Here is a 17,444-nt window from a genome sequence, read left to right as displayed (position 1 = left end):
GCCCCGTAAACGCCCGGACCTTCGCCATGACGCGCAAAACCGCCGGCCTCTCGCTCAGCTATCGCATGGCCGTGACCTCACGCAGCCTGGCCGCGCTGCTGGGCGGCTACCTGCTGGCGTCCATGGCCAGCGTCTGTATTGCCCTGGTAGCGCCACTGCCACAGGTCGATGCCACGCTCACCGGCCTGCTGCTGTCATTCGTCTTCTACCTGCTGGCGTTCATCTGGTGCTTCGCCTGCCGCAGCGCTTTGCGCGCCTGGCTGGGCGTGCTGGCGCCAAGCGTGCTGCTGGGGGTGATCAGCGGGTTGGCCTACTGGATGAAAACCCCATGAAAGAAGGCTTCCGCCAGGCCATGGCCTGGCTGCACACCTGGACCGGACTGATCTTCGGCTGGCTGTTGTTCGCCATCTTCCTCACCGGCACGCTGTCGTATTTCAAGGAAGAAATTACCCACTGGTCGCAGCCCGAAGTGCGCAGCCATGCACTGGACCCAATCCATAGCCTGGAGGTGGCCCAGCGTTACCTGCAGGATAACGCCGGGCACTCGGGCACCTGGCTGATCCGCATGCCCAACGCACGCGAGGCCGCCTTGAGCGTGGGCTATCGCGACCCCAATGGCGGGCCGCGCGGCTTCGCCAGCAAGACCCTCGATACCCAGAGCGGCCAGCCGGTCGAGGCACGCGACAGTCGCGGTGGCGAGTTCTTCTACCGCTTCCACTTCCAGTTGCAGATGCCTCACCCCTTCGGCCGCTGGCTGTCGACGTTCTGTGCCTTCATCATGCTGCTGGGCCTGGTCACCGGCATCATCACCCACAAGAAGATCTTCAAGGAGTTCTTCACCTTCCGCCCCGGCAAGGGCCAGCGCTCCTGGCTGGACGGGCACAACGCCATCGGCGTGCTGGTGCTGCCGTTCCATCTGATGATCAGCTACAGCAGCCTGGTGCTGTTCATGTACCTGGTGATGCCGGCCGGCATCATGGCCAGCTACGGCAATGACACCGGCAAGTACTTCAACGACCTGTTCGGCCGTAACGATGCGCCCAAGGCGGCCCATGTGGCCGCGCCGCTGGTACCGTTGCCGAGCCTGTATGCCAAGGTGCAGGACCTGCAACCGGGCGCGCGTATCGGCCGTATCCAGGTGGACAATGCCGGCGACAGCAATGCCCGCGTCACCTTCACTCAGTCTGCGGCCGACCATGTGGCCTATCGGCGCAGCGCCAACTGGACCTTCGATGGTGCCAGTGGTGCGCTGCTGAGCCAGGGCAAGCCGGAGAGCGGGGCGATGATGACCGCCTTCAGCTTTGCCGGCCTGCACATGGGCAACTTCGCCGGGCCCTGGCTGCGCTGGCTGTACTTCTTCTTTGGCGTGGCCGGTACTGCGGTGATCGGTACCGGGTTGGTGATGTGGCTGGGCAAGCGCCAGCTCAAGCATGCCAGGAGCGAACGGCTGCCGTGTGGACTGCGCCTGGTCGAAGTGCTCAATATCGCCAGCATGAGCGGCCTGCTGCTGGCCGTGGCGGGCTTCTTCTGGGCCAACCGCCTGATCCCCATGGGCGTCGAAGGCCGGGCCGACTGGGAGGTCAATGCCTTTTTCATCACCTGGGGCCTTTCGCTGGTGCATGCCGTGCTGCGCAGCGGGCGCCGGGCCTGGGGCGAGCAACTGGTACTCGGCGCGCTGGCCTTCGCCTTGCTGCCGCTGCTCAATGGCCTGACCACCGGCCAGGGCTTGAACCATTCGCTGCAGGCGGGTGACTGGGCCATGGCCGGCTTCGACCTGACCGCGCTAGGCACCGGCCTGTTCCTGGCCTGGCTGGCCGGCAAGATGTTGCGCAGCCCCAAGCCAGTGGCCAAGCGCGCCCCTCGTGCAGCAAAAAAACCGAGCACTGAAACGGCGGAGGCAAGCTGATGCTGGGTAATGCACTGATCGCCTTCGCAGGCTTCGTTGCCCTGTGCCTGGCCATGGAGAAACATTTCACCGACCTGCTCGGGCGCAAGCCGCGCCCGGGGCAGTTGCGCCTGTTGCGCAGCGCCGGCTGGCTGCTGCTGGTGCTTTCGCTGCTGCTCAGCGTGCACCTGCGCGGCATGGCCCATGGCCTGGTGGAGTGGACTGCAGTGCTGATGGCCGGGGTGACCCTGTGGGTGTTCGGCCTGCCATACCAGCCCCGCCTGCTGCTGGGCCTGGCGGCCGCCAGCGTGGTGCTGGGGCCGTTGCTGGCCGTGTTCGCCGAGTGACCCGGTGAGCGAGCCGGGCGACATGACCGAGGCGGATGCCGAAAGCGGCGGCGGGCGTGCGCGCTTCGTCCAGGTGTTCCTGGCCCAGCGGGCACGCATGGAGGCACTGGTGAGCCGCCGGGTCGGCTGCCGGGCCACGGCATCGGACCTGGTCCAGGAGCTGTTCCTGCGCTTCTGGCGCCGCCCTGAGGTCAAGGTCGAGGCGCTGGACACCTACCTGCTGCGTTGCGCCGGCAACCTGGCCATCGACCACCTGCGCAGCGAAGGCAGCCGTGAACGTGCGGCCGAAGCTGTGTTGCCGGTGGATGCAGCGGCCATGGCCCAGGCGCCGGAGCAGGCCGTGGAGGTCGACCACGACTTGCAGCGCATCGAAGCTGCCTTGCGTGCCTTGCCTGAACGCACCCGGCAGATCTTCCTGCTCAACCGCATCCACGGCTGCAAGTACGGCGAGATCGCCAAGGCCATGCAACTGTCCCAGAGTGCTGTGGAAAAGCATATGATGCGCGCCCTCGAAGCGTGCAAGGCGAGTGTTGCCGAGCCCGCGTCCACCCCACGCCGGCCAGGGAGTGCCCGTCGATGAGCCGTTTACCGCAGATCACCGAGGCGCAGTCCCGGGCCGCGCTGCAATGGCTCAGCCGAATCAACGAGCAGCCCGCGCAGGCCGAGGGGGCGGCGTTCAAGCGTTGGTTGTTGGCCGACCCCGGGCATCGCGCAGCCTACGAACAGGCCCAGGCGCTGTGGCAGAGAAGTGCCATCCCGGCGGCGCGCCTGGCTGATGAAGAGCATGAAGGCCTGCAGCGCTACCTGGATGCCATGGCCAGGCCACCGGCCACGCGCCGGTGGCGGGTCGGGGCGATTGCAGTGGCGGCCTGCCTGGTACTGGCCTTTGGTGTCGCCGGTGGTTGGCACCCGGGATACTGGTTGCAGGACCTGCGAGCCGACTACAGCAGCATCGGGCAAGTTCGCCAGGTAACGTTGGCTGACCAGTCACAAGTGACGCTGGATGCGGGTAGTGCGATTGCGGTGGATTTCGCCCACGGCGAGCGCCGCGTGCGGTTGCTGCATGGTGCAGCGTTCTTCCAGGTTACGCATACCGGCGCGCCATTCCTGGTCGAAGCTGGCGGTGGCGAGGTGCGGGTGCTCGGCACCCAGTTCGAAGTGCGCGAGCAGGACGATGGTGCCCACGTCACGGTACGCAGCGGGCGGGTGGCGGTGAGCCCGGCACCGGGCGCCATATCGCGTGAACTGACGGCCAACCAACAGGTGGCCTACGCTGCCGGTCGGGTGGGCGATACCCAGGCAGTGGACAGCGACAACCGCCTGGCCTGGCGACAGGGCTGGCTGAATTACTACCAGGTGCCGCTGGCGCAGGTGGTCGAGGACCTGGGGCGCTATTACCCGGGGCGCATCCTGTTGCTCGATGGTGAGCTGGGGCAGCGCAAGGTCAGTGGTAGTTTCCCGGTGGCCGAGCCGTTGCTGGCGCTGGATTCGCTGGGCAAGGTAATGGGCTTTTCGCGGCAGACTGTGCTGGGGCGGTTGACCCTGATCCGGTAGTCGCCTGTGCCGGCCTCTTCGCGGGCTTGCCCGCTCCCACAGGTACTGCACCGGATTCGAAACTTGTGCAGTCCCTGTAGGAGCGGGCAAGCCCGCGAAGAGGCCGGCACAGGCAGAAAATATTTTTCAGTCAACAGGTGAGGTAACAGGACGTGGCATCCGTGTAATGAGTGGAAGTGCGATTCATTCGCAGTCAAATCCCTCTCACAGGTCAGCGTCCATGAAGTTCACCCCGCGTTGTGTCCCCCTCTGGCTAGGCCTTTCCGTGCTCCCGGCACTCGCTGTCGCCCCCCTGGCCTGCGCCGCCGAGCAACAGCAGGCGTACGCCTTTGCCCAGCCGGCGCAACCCCTGGTCCAGGCACTCAGCGCCTTCAGCCGCACCACCGGCCAGAGCGTGGTCTACACCCTGGAACTGCCCGGCGTGCAGGCGCCGGCGCTGAACGGCAGGTTCAGCGCCGAGCAGGCCCTGCAACAGCTGCTGGGCACTACCGGGCTGGCCTGGCGCCGCGTCGATGCACGCACCCTCACCCTTGAGGCGGTGGACACCTCCGGCGCCCTCAACCTGCAGGCCACCACCGTGACCTCGCAACTGGACGACTACAGCTACCAGCCCCCGGCTACCGCCTCGATCATGCGCGGGCAGGGCCCGAGCCAGGACATCCCCCAGGCAATCAATGTGGTACCGGCCCAGGTCATCCGTGACCAGGCCCCGCGCAACCTCGACGACGCCCTGGCCAACGTCAGCGGCATCACCCAGGGCAACAACTTCGGCGGTACCTCCGACACGGTGATGAAGCGCGGCTTCGGCGACAACCGCGACGGCTCGATCATGCGCGATGGCATGCCCGTCGTGCAGGGCCGCAACCTCAGCGCCAGCACCGAGCGGGTCGAAGTGCTCAAGGGCCCGGCCTCGCTGCTGTACGGCATCCAGGACCCGGGCGGGGTGATCAACGTGGTCAGCAAGCGCCCGCAACTCGAGCAGTACAACGCCCTGACCGTGCGCGGGTCCACCTACGGCAGCGGCAAGAACGGCAGCGGCGGCGGGCTCGACAGCACCGGTGCGCTGGGCGACAGCAACTTCGCCTATCGCCTGATCGTCGATCACGAGGATGAGGACTACTGGCGCAACTACGGCGTGCACCGCGAATCGCTGGTGGCGCCGTCGCTGGCCTGGCTGGGTGAAGATACCCAGGTGGTACTGGCCTACGAGCACCGCGAATTTCTCTCCCCCTTCGACCGTGGTACGGCGTTCGGCAACAACGGCCACCCGCTGGACATCCCGGCCACGCGGCGCCTTGACGAGCCGTTCAACGACATGGAGGGGCGTTCCGACCTGTACCGTCTGGAAGTCGACCACCAACTGGCCGATGACTGGAAGCTGCACTTCGGCTACAGCTTCAACCGCGAAACCTATGATGCCAGCCAGGTGCGGGTGACCGGCGTAAATGAAGAAAGCGGCACGCTGGCGCGCAGCATCGACGGCACCCACAACGCCATGAGCCGTGACCAGTTCGCCACGCTGAGCCTGGCCGGTAATGTGGAACTGGCCGGGATGCAGAACGACCTGCTGTTCGGTGTCGATCATGAGGACCGCAAGATCTTCCGCGGCGACCTGATCCGGCAGACGGCCCGATCCACCTTCAGCTATGTGAGCCCGGTCTACGGTCAGGAAGTGGAGGGCACCCAAGTCGGTGCCAAGGAGAGCGACCAGACCGACAAGCTGCGTACTGATTCGCTGTTCTTCCAGGATGCCCTGCACCTGGACGACCACTGGATCCTGGTGGCTGGCGCACGCTTCCAGCAATACGACCAGTTGGCCGGGCGCGGCCGGCCGTTCCTGGTCAACACCGACACCAGCGGCCAGAGCTGGGTACCGCATGCCGGTGTGGTCTACAAGGTCGATGAGCAGCTGTCGCTCTATGCCAGCTACAGCGAATCGTTCAAGCCCAACTCGACGATTGCACCCTTGAGCATTGGCGGTGGCCTTACCCAGACCCTCGACGGCAGCTTTGCCCCGGAGGAAGGTAAATCATGGGAGCTGGGCGCCAAACTCGACATGCCTGGCCGTGTCACGGGCACTCTGGCGTTGTTCGATATCACCAAGCGCAACGTGCTCGTTTCCAACTTTGACACCACTACGCGCGAAACGGTGTACAGCAATGCCGGGGAGGTCAGCTCACGGGGCGTCGAGCTGGACCTGACCGGTCAGCTGAGTGAGCGCTGGAGCCTGATCGGCAGCTACGCCTTCACCGATGCGCAAGTGACCAAGGACCCGGACCTCAAGGGCAACCGCCTGCAAAACGTGGCCCGGCACAGTGGTTCGCTGTCGGCGGTGTATGACTATGGCAGCCTGTTCGGTGGCGATCGCCTGCGCATTGGCGCGGGGGCGCGGTACGTGGGCGAGCGCGCTGGCAACCCGACCAACACCTTCGACCTGCCGTCCTATACCGTGGCCGATGCCTTTGCCAGCTACGAGACCAGGCTCGACGAGCACAAGGTGCTGTTGCAGCTGAACGTGAAGAACCTGTTCGACAAGGTTTACTACAGCTCGGCGGTGAACCAGTACTTTGTGGCCATTGGCGATGCACGGCAGGTGAGCTTGTCCAGTACCTTCGAGTTCTAGGTATTTGGGGCCGCAAAGCGGCCCCAGTTTCACGAATTGAAGGCTAAACGGTATTCGCCCGGTGTTGCACCGACCGCCTGGCGGAACCGGTTGCTGAAATGGCTGGCACTGGCAAACCCGCACAACAGGGCAATCTCCCCCAACGGCATCCCCCCCAGCCGCAACAGCTGGCAGGCCCGATGCAGCCGCCGGGCCAGAAGGTACTGGTGCGGCGGCAGCCCGAAACTGGCGCGGAACATGCGGGCAAAGTGGTATTCGGACAGGTTGCAGCGCAAGGCCAGTTCACCCAGGGTGATGGGCTGGTCGAGGTGCGCTTCGATGTAGTCGACCAGCTGCCGGCGCAGGTTCGGTGCCAGCCCGCCTTTCAGGCGCAGGCCCTGGCGCAGCCCGACCTGGCTGAGCAGCGCATGGTCGACGATCTCGTGTGCAAGGCTGCTGGCCAGCAGGCGTTCGCCAGGTTCATCCCAGTCCAGGGTTATCAGCTGGCGAAAGCGCGTGGCTTGTTGCGGGTCATCGAGAAAGGTCGCTTCCTGCAGTTGCAGCTCACGCGGTTCACGGTCGAGCAGGCGCACGCAGCCCAGGGCGAATTGCGCCTCGCTGACATACAGGTGTGCCAGGCGGATCGCGCCATTGACCACCCAGTTCGACTCGTGCCCGGCCGGCATCACGCACAGCTTGTCGGGCGCCCCTTTGTCGCCCGGGCGCTGGCGGCGGAAGGTGCCAGTGCCGTCGGCGATGTAGCACGACAGGGTGTGATGGCTCGGTGCCTGGTAGTCGCGGGCATCATCGCGGTTGCTCCACAACGCCGCTGCCAGCCCGTCGCCCAGGTGCGCGCTCAGCTCCAGCCGGGCGTGGGGCGAGGCGTGCATGGCGTTGAACACTTGCAGCTGGGTGAGTGGGGTCATGGGCGGTTCCTCTTGCCAGCCATCCTACTGCGCCTTGGGCAGGCTTACAGCTACCCGCGGGACAAATGCGCAAGTTTGTGCAAGCGCGTGGGTGTTCGACAGGAGAACACTGAAATGCCTCGGCGAGGGCTGCGCCCTCGATTCGCGGCTAAAGCCGCTCCCACAGGGACCGCGCCAGCCTCGAGAGCAGCGTGGTCCCTGTGGGAGCGGCTTTAGCCGCGAAGCGCCGGGCACCGATCTTGAAAGGCCCAAGGAACCGCCGCCATGAACCTGTCACTCTACCTGCTCACCGTCCTGATCTGGGGCACCACCTGGATCGCCCTGAAACTCCAGCTGGGCGTGGTCGCCATTCCGGTCTCGATCGTCTACCGCTTTGCCTTGGCCGGGCTGATCCTGTTCGCCTTCCTGCTGCCCACCCGGCGCCTGCAGCCGATGAACCGACGTGGCCACCAGATCTGCCTGGCCCAGGGCCTGTGCCTGTTCTGCGTCAACTTCATCTGCTTCCTCAGTGCCAGCCAGTGGATCGCCAGCGGCCTGATCGCCGTGGTGTTCTCCACCGCCACCCTGTGGAACGCGCTGAACGCACGGATCTTCTTTGGCCAGAAGATCGCCAGCAATGTGCTCGGCGGCGGCGCCTTGGGCTTGCTCGGCCTGGGCCTGCTGTTCTGGCCGGAGCTGTCGCACCAGGCGGCCAGCCGCGAAACCCTGTACGGCCTCGGCCTGGCCCTGCTCGGCACGCTATGCTTCTCGGCCGGCAACATGCTGTCGAGCATGCAGCAGAAGGCCGGGCTCAAGCCCATGACCACCAATGCCTGGGGCATGGTCTACGGGGCAGCGATGCTGGCGGTGTTCTGTGTGGTCAGTGGCGTGCCGTTCAGCATGGAGTGGAACGTGCGCTACATCGGCTCGTTGCTGTACCTGGTGGTGCCGGGCTCGGTGATCGCCTTTACCGCCTACTTGACCCTGGTCGGGCGCATGGGGCCGGAGCGGGCAGCGTACTGCACGGTGCTGTTCCCGTTGGTGGCGTTGAATGTGTCGGCGGTGGCCGAGGGATATCAGTGGACGGCGCCGGCCTTGTTGGGGCTGGTGGCGGTGATGGCGGGGAATGTGCTGGTGTTTCGCAAGCCCAGAGTCAAGTTGGCTGAGGGTGTTGTGGTGGCCAAATAGGTGATGTGTTGCCTGCACCGGCCTCTTCGCGGGTAAACCCGCTCCCACAGCTACCCCACAGCCCTCAGAGCCTGTGCAATACCTGTGGGAGCGGGTTTACCCGCGAAAGGGCCGGTGCAGGCAGTAGAGGGCTATCAGCCCTTCCACACCTGCGGGTTCACCAGGTCCCGCGGCCGCTCACCCAGCAGGGCCGCGCGCAGGTTGTCGATTGCCCGGTTGGCCATGGCCTCGCGGGTTTCGGCGGTAGCTGAGCCAACGTGCGGCAAGGTCAGCGCATTGGGCAGCTTGAACAGCGGCGAATCGCTCAGCGGCTCTTTCTCGTACACGTCCAGGCCCGCACCACGAATGGTACCGTTCTGCAGTGCATCGATCAGCGCAGCTTCATCCACCACCGGCCCGCGGGCGATGTTGATCAGGAACGCGCTCGGCTTCATCAGTTGCAACTCACGCGCACCGATCAGCTTGCGGGTGGCATCGGACAACGGCACCACGATGCAGACGAAATCGGCTTCGGCCAGCAGTTGCTCCAGGCTGCGGAACTGCGCCCCCAGCTCTTGCTCCAGCGCGGTCTTGCGGCTATTGCCGGAATAGATGACCGGCATGTTGAAACCGAACCGGCCGCGACGGGCAATGGCGGCACCGATGTTGCCCATGCCGACGATGCCCAGGGTCTTGCCATGCACATCGCTGCCGAAGTGGGCCGGGCCCACGGTGGCCTGCCAGTTGCCGGCCTTGGTCCAGGCATCCAGCTCGGCGGTGCGGCGGGCGCAGCCCATGATCAGCGAAAAGCCCAGGTCGGCGGTGCTTTCGGTCAGCACGTCGGGGGTGTTGGTCAGGGCGATGCCGCGCTCGTTGAAGTAGTCCAGGTCGTAGTTGTCGTAGCCGACCGACACGCTGGATACCACCTCCAGCCTGGCCGCGCCTTCAAGCTGCGCCCGGCCGAGCTTGCGGCCAACGCCGATCAGGCCATGGGCCTCGGGCAGGGCTTCGTTGAACTGGGCGTTGATATCGCCGAGCTTGGGGTTCGGGATGATCACGTTGAAGTCTTGCTGCAGGCGTTCGGCCATGGCCGGGGTGATACGGCTGAAGGCCAGGACGGTCTTTTTCATCGGGCTACGTCTCTGCAAGGCGGTGGGGCGGTGGTGGTTTCTTCGCGGGTGAACCCGCTCCCACAGGTATTGCACAGGCGTGGAAGGCAGTGGTGTACCTGTGGGAGCGGGTTTACCCGCGAAGAGGTCGGCAATGGTTAGCAACCTACCATTGTCCGCCCCCGCAATACAGCAGCTTTTTAGTTGGCGATCATCACCTGATGGGTTTTCAGGTCTGCCTCATGCGCCGCGAGAATCTCCGGCAGCGAGTTGCGCAGGTACTCGACCCAGGTCTTGATCTTGGCATCCAGGTACTGCCGCGACGGGTAGATGGCGTACAGGTTGAGCTCCTGCAACCGGTACTCGGGCAGTACCCGCACCAGGCTGCCGTCGCGCAGGCCGTCGATGGCCGAATAGATCGGCAGCACGCCCACACCCATGCCGCTGCGGATCGCAGTCTTCATGGCATCGGCAGTATTGACCATGAACGGCGAGCTGGTGATGTTGACCATTTCCTGGCCTTCCGGCCCGTCGAACAGCCATTTCTCCAACGGGATCACCGGGCTGACCATGCGCAGGCAGGCGTGCTTGAGCAGGTCGGCAGGCTTGTGCGCCACGCCGTGGCGGGCGATGTAGGCGGGCGAGGCGCAGACGATGCTGTAGGTGATGCCCAGCCGTTGGGACACGAACCCTGAGTCGGGCAGTTCGGTGGCCAGCACGATGGACACGTCATAGCCCTCGTCGAGCAGGTCGGGCACGCGGTTGGCCATGGTCAGGTCGAAGGTCACGTCCGGGTGCGATTCGCGATAGCGGGCGATGGCGTCGACCACGAAGTGCTGACCGACCCCGGTCATCGAGTGCACCTTCAACATCCCGGCCGGGCGGGCATGGGCATCGCTGGCCTCGGCCTCGGCTTCTTCGACATAGGTAAGAATCTGTTCGCAACGCATCAGATAGCGCTTGCCGGCTTCGGTCAGCGCAATGCGGCGGGTGGTACGGTTGAGCAGCCTTGTTTGCAGATGGGCTTCCAGGTTGGAGACCGCCCGCGACACGTTCGCGGTGGTCGTATCCAGTTGCCCGGCGGCAGCGGTAAAGCTGCCGAGTTGGGCTACGCAACTGAAAGCACGCATGTTTTGCAGGGTGTCCATGGGTCACTCTCGATGTAGAGGACAAAATTGTGTCACGAAGTAACGTAAAAGAGATGAAAAGTTGCCTTCGACCAAAGGCGGATTATCGCCGTTTTGGTAACAAAGATTCGCAGGAATCCACGCTTATCGCCAGTGCTGACGCCCCCTAGAATTGCCCGGCCTCTTCACCTCTTCCTCGGGAAATCGCAGCTGTGCCGCGTCGCATCATCAGAACGCTCAATGCGTTCAGTGCCTGTGCCCTTGCCCTCACCTTGAGCGGCTGTATCGGAACCTGGGGCATTGCCCCGCAAAGCAAGACGCTGCAAGCCAACACCCTGACCACCGACGCGGCCATACGTGAAGCCGCGACCGACGCCCATTGGCCCGACCAGCAGTGGTGGCGCGCCTATGGCGACCCACAGCTGGACCGCTGGGTTGCCCTGGCCGTGGCCGGCAGCCCGAGCCTGGCCATGGCTGCGGCGCGGGTACGCGAAGCCAGGGCCATGGCCGGTGTGGTCGAGTCGGCGGAAAAGCTCCAGGCCAATGGCCAGGCCACGCTCAAGCGCCACAACTGGCCTGAAGACCAGTTCTACGGCCCGGGCGCGCTGTCCGGCGCCAACACCTGGGACAACAACGCCGCGATTGGCTTCAGCTACGCGCTCGACTTGTGGGGCCGCGAACGCAATGCCAGCGAGCAGGCCGTGGACCAGGCGCACATGAGCGTGGCCGAAGCCCGCCAGGCGCAGCTGGAGCTGCAGAACAACGTGGTGCGCGCCTACATTCAGCTGAGCCTGCACTTCGCCCAGCGCGATATCGTCAAGGCCGAGCTGGAACAGCAGGAGCAGATCCTGGCCCTGGCCAAGCGCCGTCTGGATGCCGGCATCGGCACCCACTTCGAAGTCAGCCAGGCTGAAGCGCCGTTGCCGGAAACCCACCGCCAGCTCGACAGCCTCGACGAAGAAATTGCCCTGGCCCGCAACCAGCTGGCCGCCCTGGCCGGCAAGGGCCCGGGGGAGGGGGCGCAGTTGCAGCGCCCGAGCCTGGCCCTGGCCGCGCCACTTAAGCTGCCGTCGAACCTGCCGGCCGAACTGGTCGGCCAGCGCCCTGACGTGGTTGCCAGCCGTTGGCAGGTAGCTGCTCAGGCGCGTGGCATCGATGTTGCCCACGCCGGATTCTTCCCCAACGTCGACCTGGTCGGCAGCCTTGGCTTCATGGCCACCGGCGGTGGCCCGCTGGAATTCCTCACCGGGCGCAAGTTCAACTACAACGTCGGCCCGGCCATCAGCCTGCCGATCTTCGACGGTGGCCGCCTGCGCTCGCAGCTGGGCGTGGCCTCGGCGGGCTATGACGTGGCCGTGGCGCGCTACAACCAGACCGTGGTCGGTGCGCTGAAGAACATCTCCGACCAGCTGATCCGCCGCGAGTCGATGAAAGAGCAGTCGCACTTCGCCGCCGAGTCGGTCGCGGCTGCGCAGAAAACCTACGACATCGCCATGGTCGCTTTCCAGCGTGGCCTTACCGACTACCTCAACGTGCTCAACGCCCAGACCTTGCTGTTCCGCCAGCAGCAGGTGCAACAGCAGGTGCAGGCCGCCCGCCTGATTGCCCATGCCGAGCTGGTCACCGCCCTGGGCGGGGGCCTGCAGGCCGGTCAGGACGTGCCGGAAGAGGAGCGCCAGGCAGCACCGAAAACCCCGGCCACCCTGGCCATTTTCGACAAGAAGCCGGATAACGCCGAATGAGCACTTCCAGTTTGCCCTTGCGCTGGCTGCAGAGCCTGGAATGGCGCCGGGGCTTCTTTGCCTGGGCGCGCACCGACGGGGTGACCTGGGTGTACATCTTCAAGGTGCTGGCCGCTGCATTCATCACCCTGTGGCTGGCCATGCGCCTGGAGCTGCCGCAACCGCGCACGGCGATGATCACCGTGTTCATCGTCATGCAGCCGCAAAGCGGGCATGTGTTCGCCAAGAGCTTCTACCGGGTGCTCGGCACCCTGGCCGGCTCGGCGATGATGGTGGCGCTGATCGCCATCTTCCCGCAGAACACCGAGCTGTTCCTGCCCAGCCTGGCCCTGTGGGTAGGCCTGTGCTCGGCCGGTGCCATGCGCTACCGCACTTTCCGCGCCTATGGCTTCGTGCTGGCCGGCTACACCGCAGCGATGATCGGCCTGCCGGTGCTGCAGCACCCCGACCAGGCGTTCATGGCGGCGGTATGGCGGGTGCTGGAAATCGCCCTGGGCATTCTGGTGTCGACCTTCGTCAGCGCCGCGATCCTGCCGCAGTCGGCCAGTGCCGCCATGCGCAACGCCCTGTACCAGCGCTTTGGCGTGTTCGCCGGGGTGGTGGTCGAGGCCCTGCGTGGCGACAGCCAGCGGGACCGCTTCGAGAGCAGCAACGTGCGCTTCGTCGCTGAAGCAGTGGGCCTTGAGAGCCTGCGCAACGTCACCGCCTTCGAGGACCCGCACATGCGCCGGCGTTCTGGTCGCCTGGTGCGCATGAACAGCGAATTCATGGCCATCACCACGCGCTTCAATGCCCTGCACCGTTTGCTGGAGCGCCTGCGCGCCCGTGGCCCGCTGCAGATCGTCGGCGCCATCGAACCGGGCCTGAACACCCTGGTGGAACTGTTGCAACCTTACGTGGGCCGGGCGCTGACCGACGCCGATGCGCTGCGCCTGACCCTGGAGCTGGCCGCCTACAAGGAAGGCCTGCAGGCCCAGGTGCGCGGCCTGCGCGCCGAGTACCTGGCGACCGAGCCGAGCGAGTCCGACCTGCTCGACTTCCACACCGCCTTCGAGCTGCTTTACCGCTTCGTCGACGAGATGTACAGCTACGCCGAAACCCACGCCTCGCTGGCCGCGCACCGGCACGAACGCGAGCAGTGGGATGAGCCCTACGTGGCGCAGACCAGCTGGCTGGTGTCGTTGGCCGCCGGTGTGCGCGCCTCGGCGGTGCTGTTGCTGCTGGGCAGCTACTGGCTGTTCAGCGACTGGCCCAGCGGCGCCATGATGACCCTGATCGCCACCGTCACCGTGGGCCTCTCGGCGGCCTCGCCGAACCCCAAGCGCATGTCGTTCCAGATGGCTTGCGGCACAGCGATCGGTGCCTTTGTCGGCTTCTTCGAAACCTTCTTCGTGTTCCCCTGGATCGACGGTTTCCCACTGCTGTGCATGGTCCTGGCACCGGTGTTCGTGCTGGGCGCGTTCCTCTCGTCACGGCCAGCCTATGCCGGCTACGGCATCGGCCTGCTGGTGTTCTTCGCCATCGGTTCGGTGCCGAACAACCTCACCGTGTATGACCCGTACACCTTCATCAACGACTATATCGGCATGGTCATTGGCATGTTCGTCTGTGCCGCGGCCGGGGCGATCATCCTGCCGCCCAACAGCCGCTGGCTGTGGAGCCGCCTGGAGCAGGAACTGCGCGAGCAGGTGCTGTTTGCCATCAGCGGCCGCCTGCGAGGCATCGGCACCGCCTTCGAAAGCCGCACCCGTGACCTGCTGCACCAGGCCTATGGCCTGGCCGCTGGCAAGCCGCAGGTGCAGAGCCAGCTGATGGGCTGGATGTTCACCGTGCTGGAGATCGGCCACGCGGTCATCGAGCTGCGCAAGGAGCAGGCCCGTGCGCCGGTGCACCCGGCCTACGCCGAGTCGCAGCCCTGGCGCCAGGCGATCCGCGTGATGGGCCGTGCCCTGGCCCGGCTGTTCCTGCAGCCCAGCGCCAGCAACCACGAACGCGCGCTGGTGGCAGTGGACCACGCCATCGCCCGTGTGCAGGCCACCGACGAGCCCTTCGCTCGTCACTTCGACACCTCGGTGCTGCGCCGCGCGCAAAGCTACCTGCATTTCATCCGTTCTTCCCTGCTCGACCCACAGTCGCCGTTGGCACCGGCGAAAGGACTGCACGATGCTCCGTGAAACCATGCCCCGTGAAATCGCCTTCCATGGCGTGTACATGCCCACCATGACCTTGATGTTCCTGTTCGCCCTGGGCCTGGCCTGGGGCCTGGACCGGTTCATCGCCAGCCATGATGGCTACCGCTTCTTCTGGCACCCGGCGCTGCTGCGCCTGAGCCTGTTCGTCTGCCTGTTCGGCGCCCTGGCGCTGTCGCTCTACTGGTGAGAATCCTTCGATGAAAAAGTTCTTCAGCCTGATCGCCACCCTGCTGGTGCTGACCGCTGCCGTGGTGATCGGTCGCCAGTTGTGGCTGCATTACATGACCACGCCATGGACCCGCGACGGCCGCGTGCGTGCCGATATCATCAACGTCGCCGCCGACGTGCCCGGCTATGTGGTGGACGTGCCGGTCAAGGACAACCAGCGGGTGAAGAAGGGCGACTTGCTGATCCAGATCGACCCCGAGCACTACCAGCTGGCAGTCGACCAGGCCAAGGCGCAGGTTGCATCGCGCAAGGCCACCTGGGAGATGCGCAAGGTCAACGCCAAGCGCCGTGCCGACATGGACAACCTGGTGATCTCCAAGGAAAACCGAGACGACGCCAGCAACATCGCCAACTCCGCCCAGGCGGACTACCAGCAGGCCCTCGCCGAACTGGCCGCAGCCGAGCTGAACCTCAAGCGCACGCAGATCGTGGCCACCGTGGACGGCTACGTGACCAACCTGAATATCCACAAGGGTGACTATGCGCGCACCGGTGAAGCGGTGATGGCGGTGGTCGACGAAAACTCGTTCTGGGTGTATGGATTCTTCGAGGAGACCAAGCTGCCGCATGTGAAGGTGGGTGACCAGGCCGAGCTGCAGATGATGAGCGGCGAGCGCATCAAGGGCCATGTGGAGAGCATCGCCCGCGGCATCTACGACCGCGACAACCCGCAGAGCCGCGAGTTGATCGCCGATGTTAACCCGACCTTCAACTGGGTACGACTGGCGCAGCGGGTGCCGGTGCGCATTCATATCGATGAAGTGCCGGACGGGTTTTTGCTGGCGGCGGGGACGACTTGTACGGTGGTGGTGAAGCCGAGCGAGGGATGAGCCGGGGTGAGGAAGTGCGGCTCCTGGCCTCTTCGCGGGCTGCCCGCGAAGAGGCCAGGAGCAATGAACACTTCTCGCAGAGCAGTTAGCTCGCAGCCCCTACCAACACTGGCACCTTCACCCGATCAATCACCTTGGCGCTGATCGACGGGTCCAGCAACCGCCCCAGCCGCGACAGGTGGCGGTGGCCCATGATGATCAGTTCACAATTCAGTTCCTGCGCCTTGGCCACGATCGCCTCGACCGGCTGCCCGGCCACCATGCAGCCCTGGCTGGCGAAGCCGGCTTGCTGCAGCTCGCGCACCGCCTTGGCCACGGCCTGGTCGGCCTGGTGCTGCTCTTCGCAGGCGGCGGGGTATTCTTCCAGTTCCTCGGCGGTGTAGGGCGCGGGCTGGTCGTGGACGGCGAAGGTAGAGTCGATGGCCAGCAGCACGTGCAGTTCGTGCTCGTCGGGGCGGCAGTAGCGGCGGGCGAGGGTGAGCAGGGCGGTGGATGCAGGGGAGGCATCGATGGCGATCAGGACGGGGCTGGGCATGTGGAATCCTTGTTCCAGGCTGGCTGAGGGGTTGTCTGTTCTGGCCTCTTCGCGGGTAAACCCGCTCCCACAGGTGCGCCACAATATTCAGAATCTGTGCAGTCTCTGTGGGAGCGGGTTCACCCGCGAAGAGGCCGAACCTGCCGTTCCTCATTCTTGGCTCAACCCACCCTCAGGATAAATGCCCCACCACGCACGAGCGCATTGCGTCTGGTGCATTCCACCAACCTGCTACCATCGCCATTCCTCACAGCTGTAACGGAAAACGGCCATGCAACTCCCGGACATGAACCTGCTCGTCGCCCTCGATGCCCTGCTCGACGAGGGCAGCGTGGTTGGCGCGGCGCAGCGCATGAACCTGAGCCCGGCGGCGATGAGCCGGACCCTGGGGCGTATCCGCGATGCATTGGGGGACCCGATTCTTGTCCGCGCCGGCCGTGGCCTGGTGCCGACGCCGCGGGCGTTGGCCCTGCGCGAGCAGGTGGCGGCACTGGTGGAACAGGCTGGCGAGGTGTTCCGCAGTGCCGACGAGGTCGACCTGCCCAAGCTCGACCGGGCCTTCAACATTCGCACCAATGACCTGTTCATCGCCCTTTACGGCGCCCAGTTGCTGCGGCGCATGCACGAGCAGGCGCCGCGCACGGTGCTGCGCTTCGTGCCGGAAAGCCCCGGCGGCGATGACGACAGCGTGCTGCGCGACGGCCGTACCGACCTGATCATCAGCTCGACCGTGGACCTGGGCCCGGAGATCAAGGTGCAGAGCCTGTTCCAGACCTACTACGTGGGCCTGGCGCGGCGTGACCACCCAATCTTCGAGCAACCGATCACGCCGACCAGCTTTGCCAGTTATCCACAGATCAGCGTGTCCCGCCGTGGTCGGGCCAACGGGCCGATCGATGTGGAGCTGGCCAACTTCAAGGTGCAGCGGCGGGTGGCGCTGATCACCCCGAGCTTTCACTCGGCGCTGTTCTCGCTGCCGGATTCCGACCTGATCCTGCCGATGCCGGCGAACATCCTCAACAGCGTGCACAAGCTTGGGCTGCCGCTGCGCTCGTTCCAGATCCCGGTGCCGCTGGAGCGGGTGACCGTGCTTCAGGCATGGCACCCACGGTTTCACAATGACCCGGCGCATCGCTGGTTGCGGCAGACCCTGAAGGCTTGCTGCAGTGTCGACCCTTGAGTGATGTTCCGCCTGGGCCGGCCTTTTCGCGGGTGAACCCG

16 protein-coding genes are annotated in these 17,444 nt (G+C 65.3%); 12 read left to right on the top strand and 4 right to left on the bottom strand.

What is annotated here, in order from left to right:
- The first annotated feature begins 26 nt into the window (after positions 1–26).
- From J5M71_RS21305 to J5M71_RS21280, 6 genes are all read left to right on the top strand, one after another.
- The gene (locus J5M71_RS21305) at positions 27–332 is read left to right on the top strand and encodes a DUF3649 domain-containing protein (protein WP_207836392.1); all 306 of its coding nucleotides are present in this window, start codon (positions 27–29) and stop codon (positions 330–332) included.
- The gene (locus J5M71_RS21300) at positions 329–1,906 is read left to right on the top strand and encodes a PepSY-associated TM helix domain-containing protein (RefSeq protein WP_207836390.1); all 1,578 of its coding nucleotides are present in this window, start codon (positions 329–331) and stop codon (positions 1,904–1,906) included. Before J5M71_RS21305 ends, J5M71_RS21300 begins: the two co-directional genes overlap by 4 nt.
- Complete coding sequence (locus tag J5M71_RS21295; protein WP_207836388.1) at positions 1,906–2,232, top strand: DUF3325 domain-containing protein; 327 nt, start codon at positions 1,906–1,908, stop codon at positions 2,230–2,232. Before J5M71_RS21300 ends, J5M71_RS21295 begins: the two co-directional genes overlap by 1 nt.
- A gap of 22 nt (positions 2,233–2,254) precedes the next feature.
- Positions 2,255–2,812 (top strand): sigma-70 family RNA polymerase sigma factor, encoded by a 558-nt coding sequence (locus J5M71_RS21290; RefSeq protein ID WP_172827532.1) that lies wholly within the window; start codon positions 2,255–2,257, stop codon positions 2,810–2,812.
- Positions 2,809–3,786: a FecR family protein gene (locus J5M71_RS21285; protein ID WP_207836379.1), complete on the top strand. Its 978-nt coding sequence runs from the start codon at positions 2,809–2,811 to the stop codon at positions 3,784–3,786. Before J5M71_RS21290 ends, J5M71_RS21285 begins: the two co-directional genes overlap by 4 nt.
- A 220-nt stretch (positions 3,787–4,006) precedes the next feature.
- Positions 4,007–6,409 carry a TonB-dependent receptor gene (locus J5M71_RS21280; protein WP_207836378.1) on the top strand — a complete coding sequence of 801 codons (2,403 nt, stop codon included), beginning with the start codon at positions 4,007–4,009 and terminating at the stop codon, positions 6,407–6,409.
- A 29-nt stretch (positions 6,410–6,438) separates the two neighbouring features.
- Here J5M71_RS21280 and J5M71_RS21275 read toward each other — a convergent pair whose 3' ends face one another.
- Positions 6,439–7,314, bottom strand: a complete 876-nt coding sequence (locus J5M71_RS21275; RefSeq protein ID WP_207836375.1) for an AraC family transcriptional regulator — start codon at positions 7,312–7,314, stop codon at positions 6,439–6,441.
- Positions 7,315–7,578: 264 nt separating this feature from the next.
- On the opposite strand from J5M71_RS21275, the gene J5M71_RS21270 reads away from it, so the two are divergent.
- Entirely contained in the window at positions 7,579–8,481 is a 903-nt protein-coding gene (locus J5M71_RS21270; RefSeq protein ID WP_207836373.1) for a DMT family transporter, read from the top strand.
- A gap of 134 nt (positions 8,482–8,615) precedes the next feature.
- On the opposite strand, the gene J5M71_RS21265 is transcribed toward J5M71_RS21270, so the two are convergent.
- Together J5M71_RS21265 and J5M71_RS21260 are read right to left on the bottom strand one after the other, a co-directional pair.
- Entirely contained in the window at positions 8,616–9,590 is a 975-nt protein-coding gene (locus J5M71_RS21265; protein WP_207836363.1) for a D-glycerate dehydrogenase, read from the bottom strand.
- Positions 9,591–9,769: 179 nt separating this feature from the next.
- The gene (locus tag J5M71_RS21260; RefSeq protein ID WP_015271759.1) at positions 9,770–10,717 is read right to left on the bottom strand and encodes a LysR family transcriptional regulator; all 948 of its coding nucleotides are present in this window, start codon (positions 10,715–10,717) and stop codon (positions 9,770–9,772) included.
- 191 nt (positions 10,718–10,908) lie between these two features.
- On the opposite strand from J5M71_RS21260, the gene J5M71_RS21255 reads away from it, so the two are divergent.
- The 4 genes from J5M71_RS21255 to J5M71_RS21240 are packed head-to-tail and all read left to right on the top strand — an operon-like array spanning position 10,909 to position 15,688.
- Positions 10,909–12,438, top strand: a complete 1,530-nt coding sequence (locus J5M71_RS21255) for an efflux transporter outer membrane subunit (RefSeq protein ID WP_207836357.1) — start codon at positions 10,909–10,911, stop codon at positions 12,436–12,438.
- Positions 12,435–14,612, top strand: coding sequence for an FUSC family protein (locus J5M71_RS21250; protein WP_207836354.1), 2,178 nt, complete (start codon positions 12,435–12,437; stop codon positions 14,610–14,612). Before J5M71_RS21255 ends, J5M71_RS21250 begins: the two co-directional genes overlap by 4 nt.
- Positions 14,613–14,616: 4 nt before the next feature.
- Positions 14,617–14,817, top strand: coding sequence for a DUF1656 domain-containing protein (locus J5M71_RS21245; RefSeq protein ID WP_008097766.1), 201 nt, complete (start codon positions 14,617–14,619; stop codon positions 14,815–14,817).
- A gap of 10 nt (positions 14,818–14,827) precedes the next feature.
- On the top strand, positions 14,828–15,688 hold the full coding sequence (locus tag J5M71_RS21240; protein ID WP_207836351.1) for an HlyD family secretion protein: 861 nt from the start codon (positions 14,828–14,830) through the stop codon (positions 15,686–15,688).
- An 85-nt stretch (positions 15,689–15,773) separates the two neighbouring features.
- Here the strand turns inward: J5M71_RS21240 and J5M71_RS21235 are convergent, their stop codons facing one another.
- Positions 15,774–16,223 carry a universal stress protein gene (locus tag J5M71_RS21235; RefSeq protein WP_063913353.1) on the bottom strand — a complete coding sequence of 150 codons (450 nt, stop codon included), beginning with the start codon at positions 16,221–16,223 and terminating at the stop codon, positions 15,774–15,776.
- 271 nt (positions 16,224–16,494) lie between these two features.
- On the opposite strand from J5M71_RS21235, the gene J5M71_RS21230 reads away from it, so the two are divergent.
- Positions 16,495–17,403: a LysR family transcriptional regulator gene (locus tag J5M71_RS21230; RefSeq protein WP_063913352.1), complete on the top strand. Its 909-nt coding sequence runs from the start codon at positions 16,495–16,497 to the stop codon at positions 17,401–17,403.
- The last annotated feature ends 41 nt before the right edge of the window (positions 17,404–17,444 follow it).

Source organism: Pseudomonas sp. 43(2021) (assembly GCF_017490805.1).
In the GTDB taxonomy this organism is placed as follows: domain Bacteria; phylum Pseudomonadota; class Gammaproteobacteria; order Pseudomonadales; family Pseudomonadaceae; genus Aquipseudomonas.
This window is presented reverse-complemented; position numbering and strand designations above follow the sequence as displayed.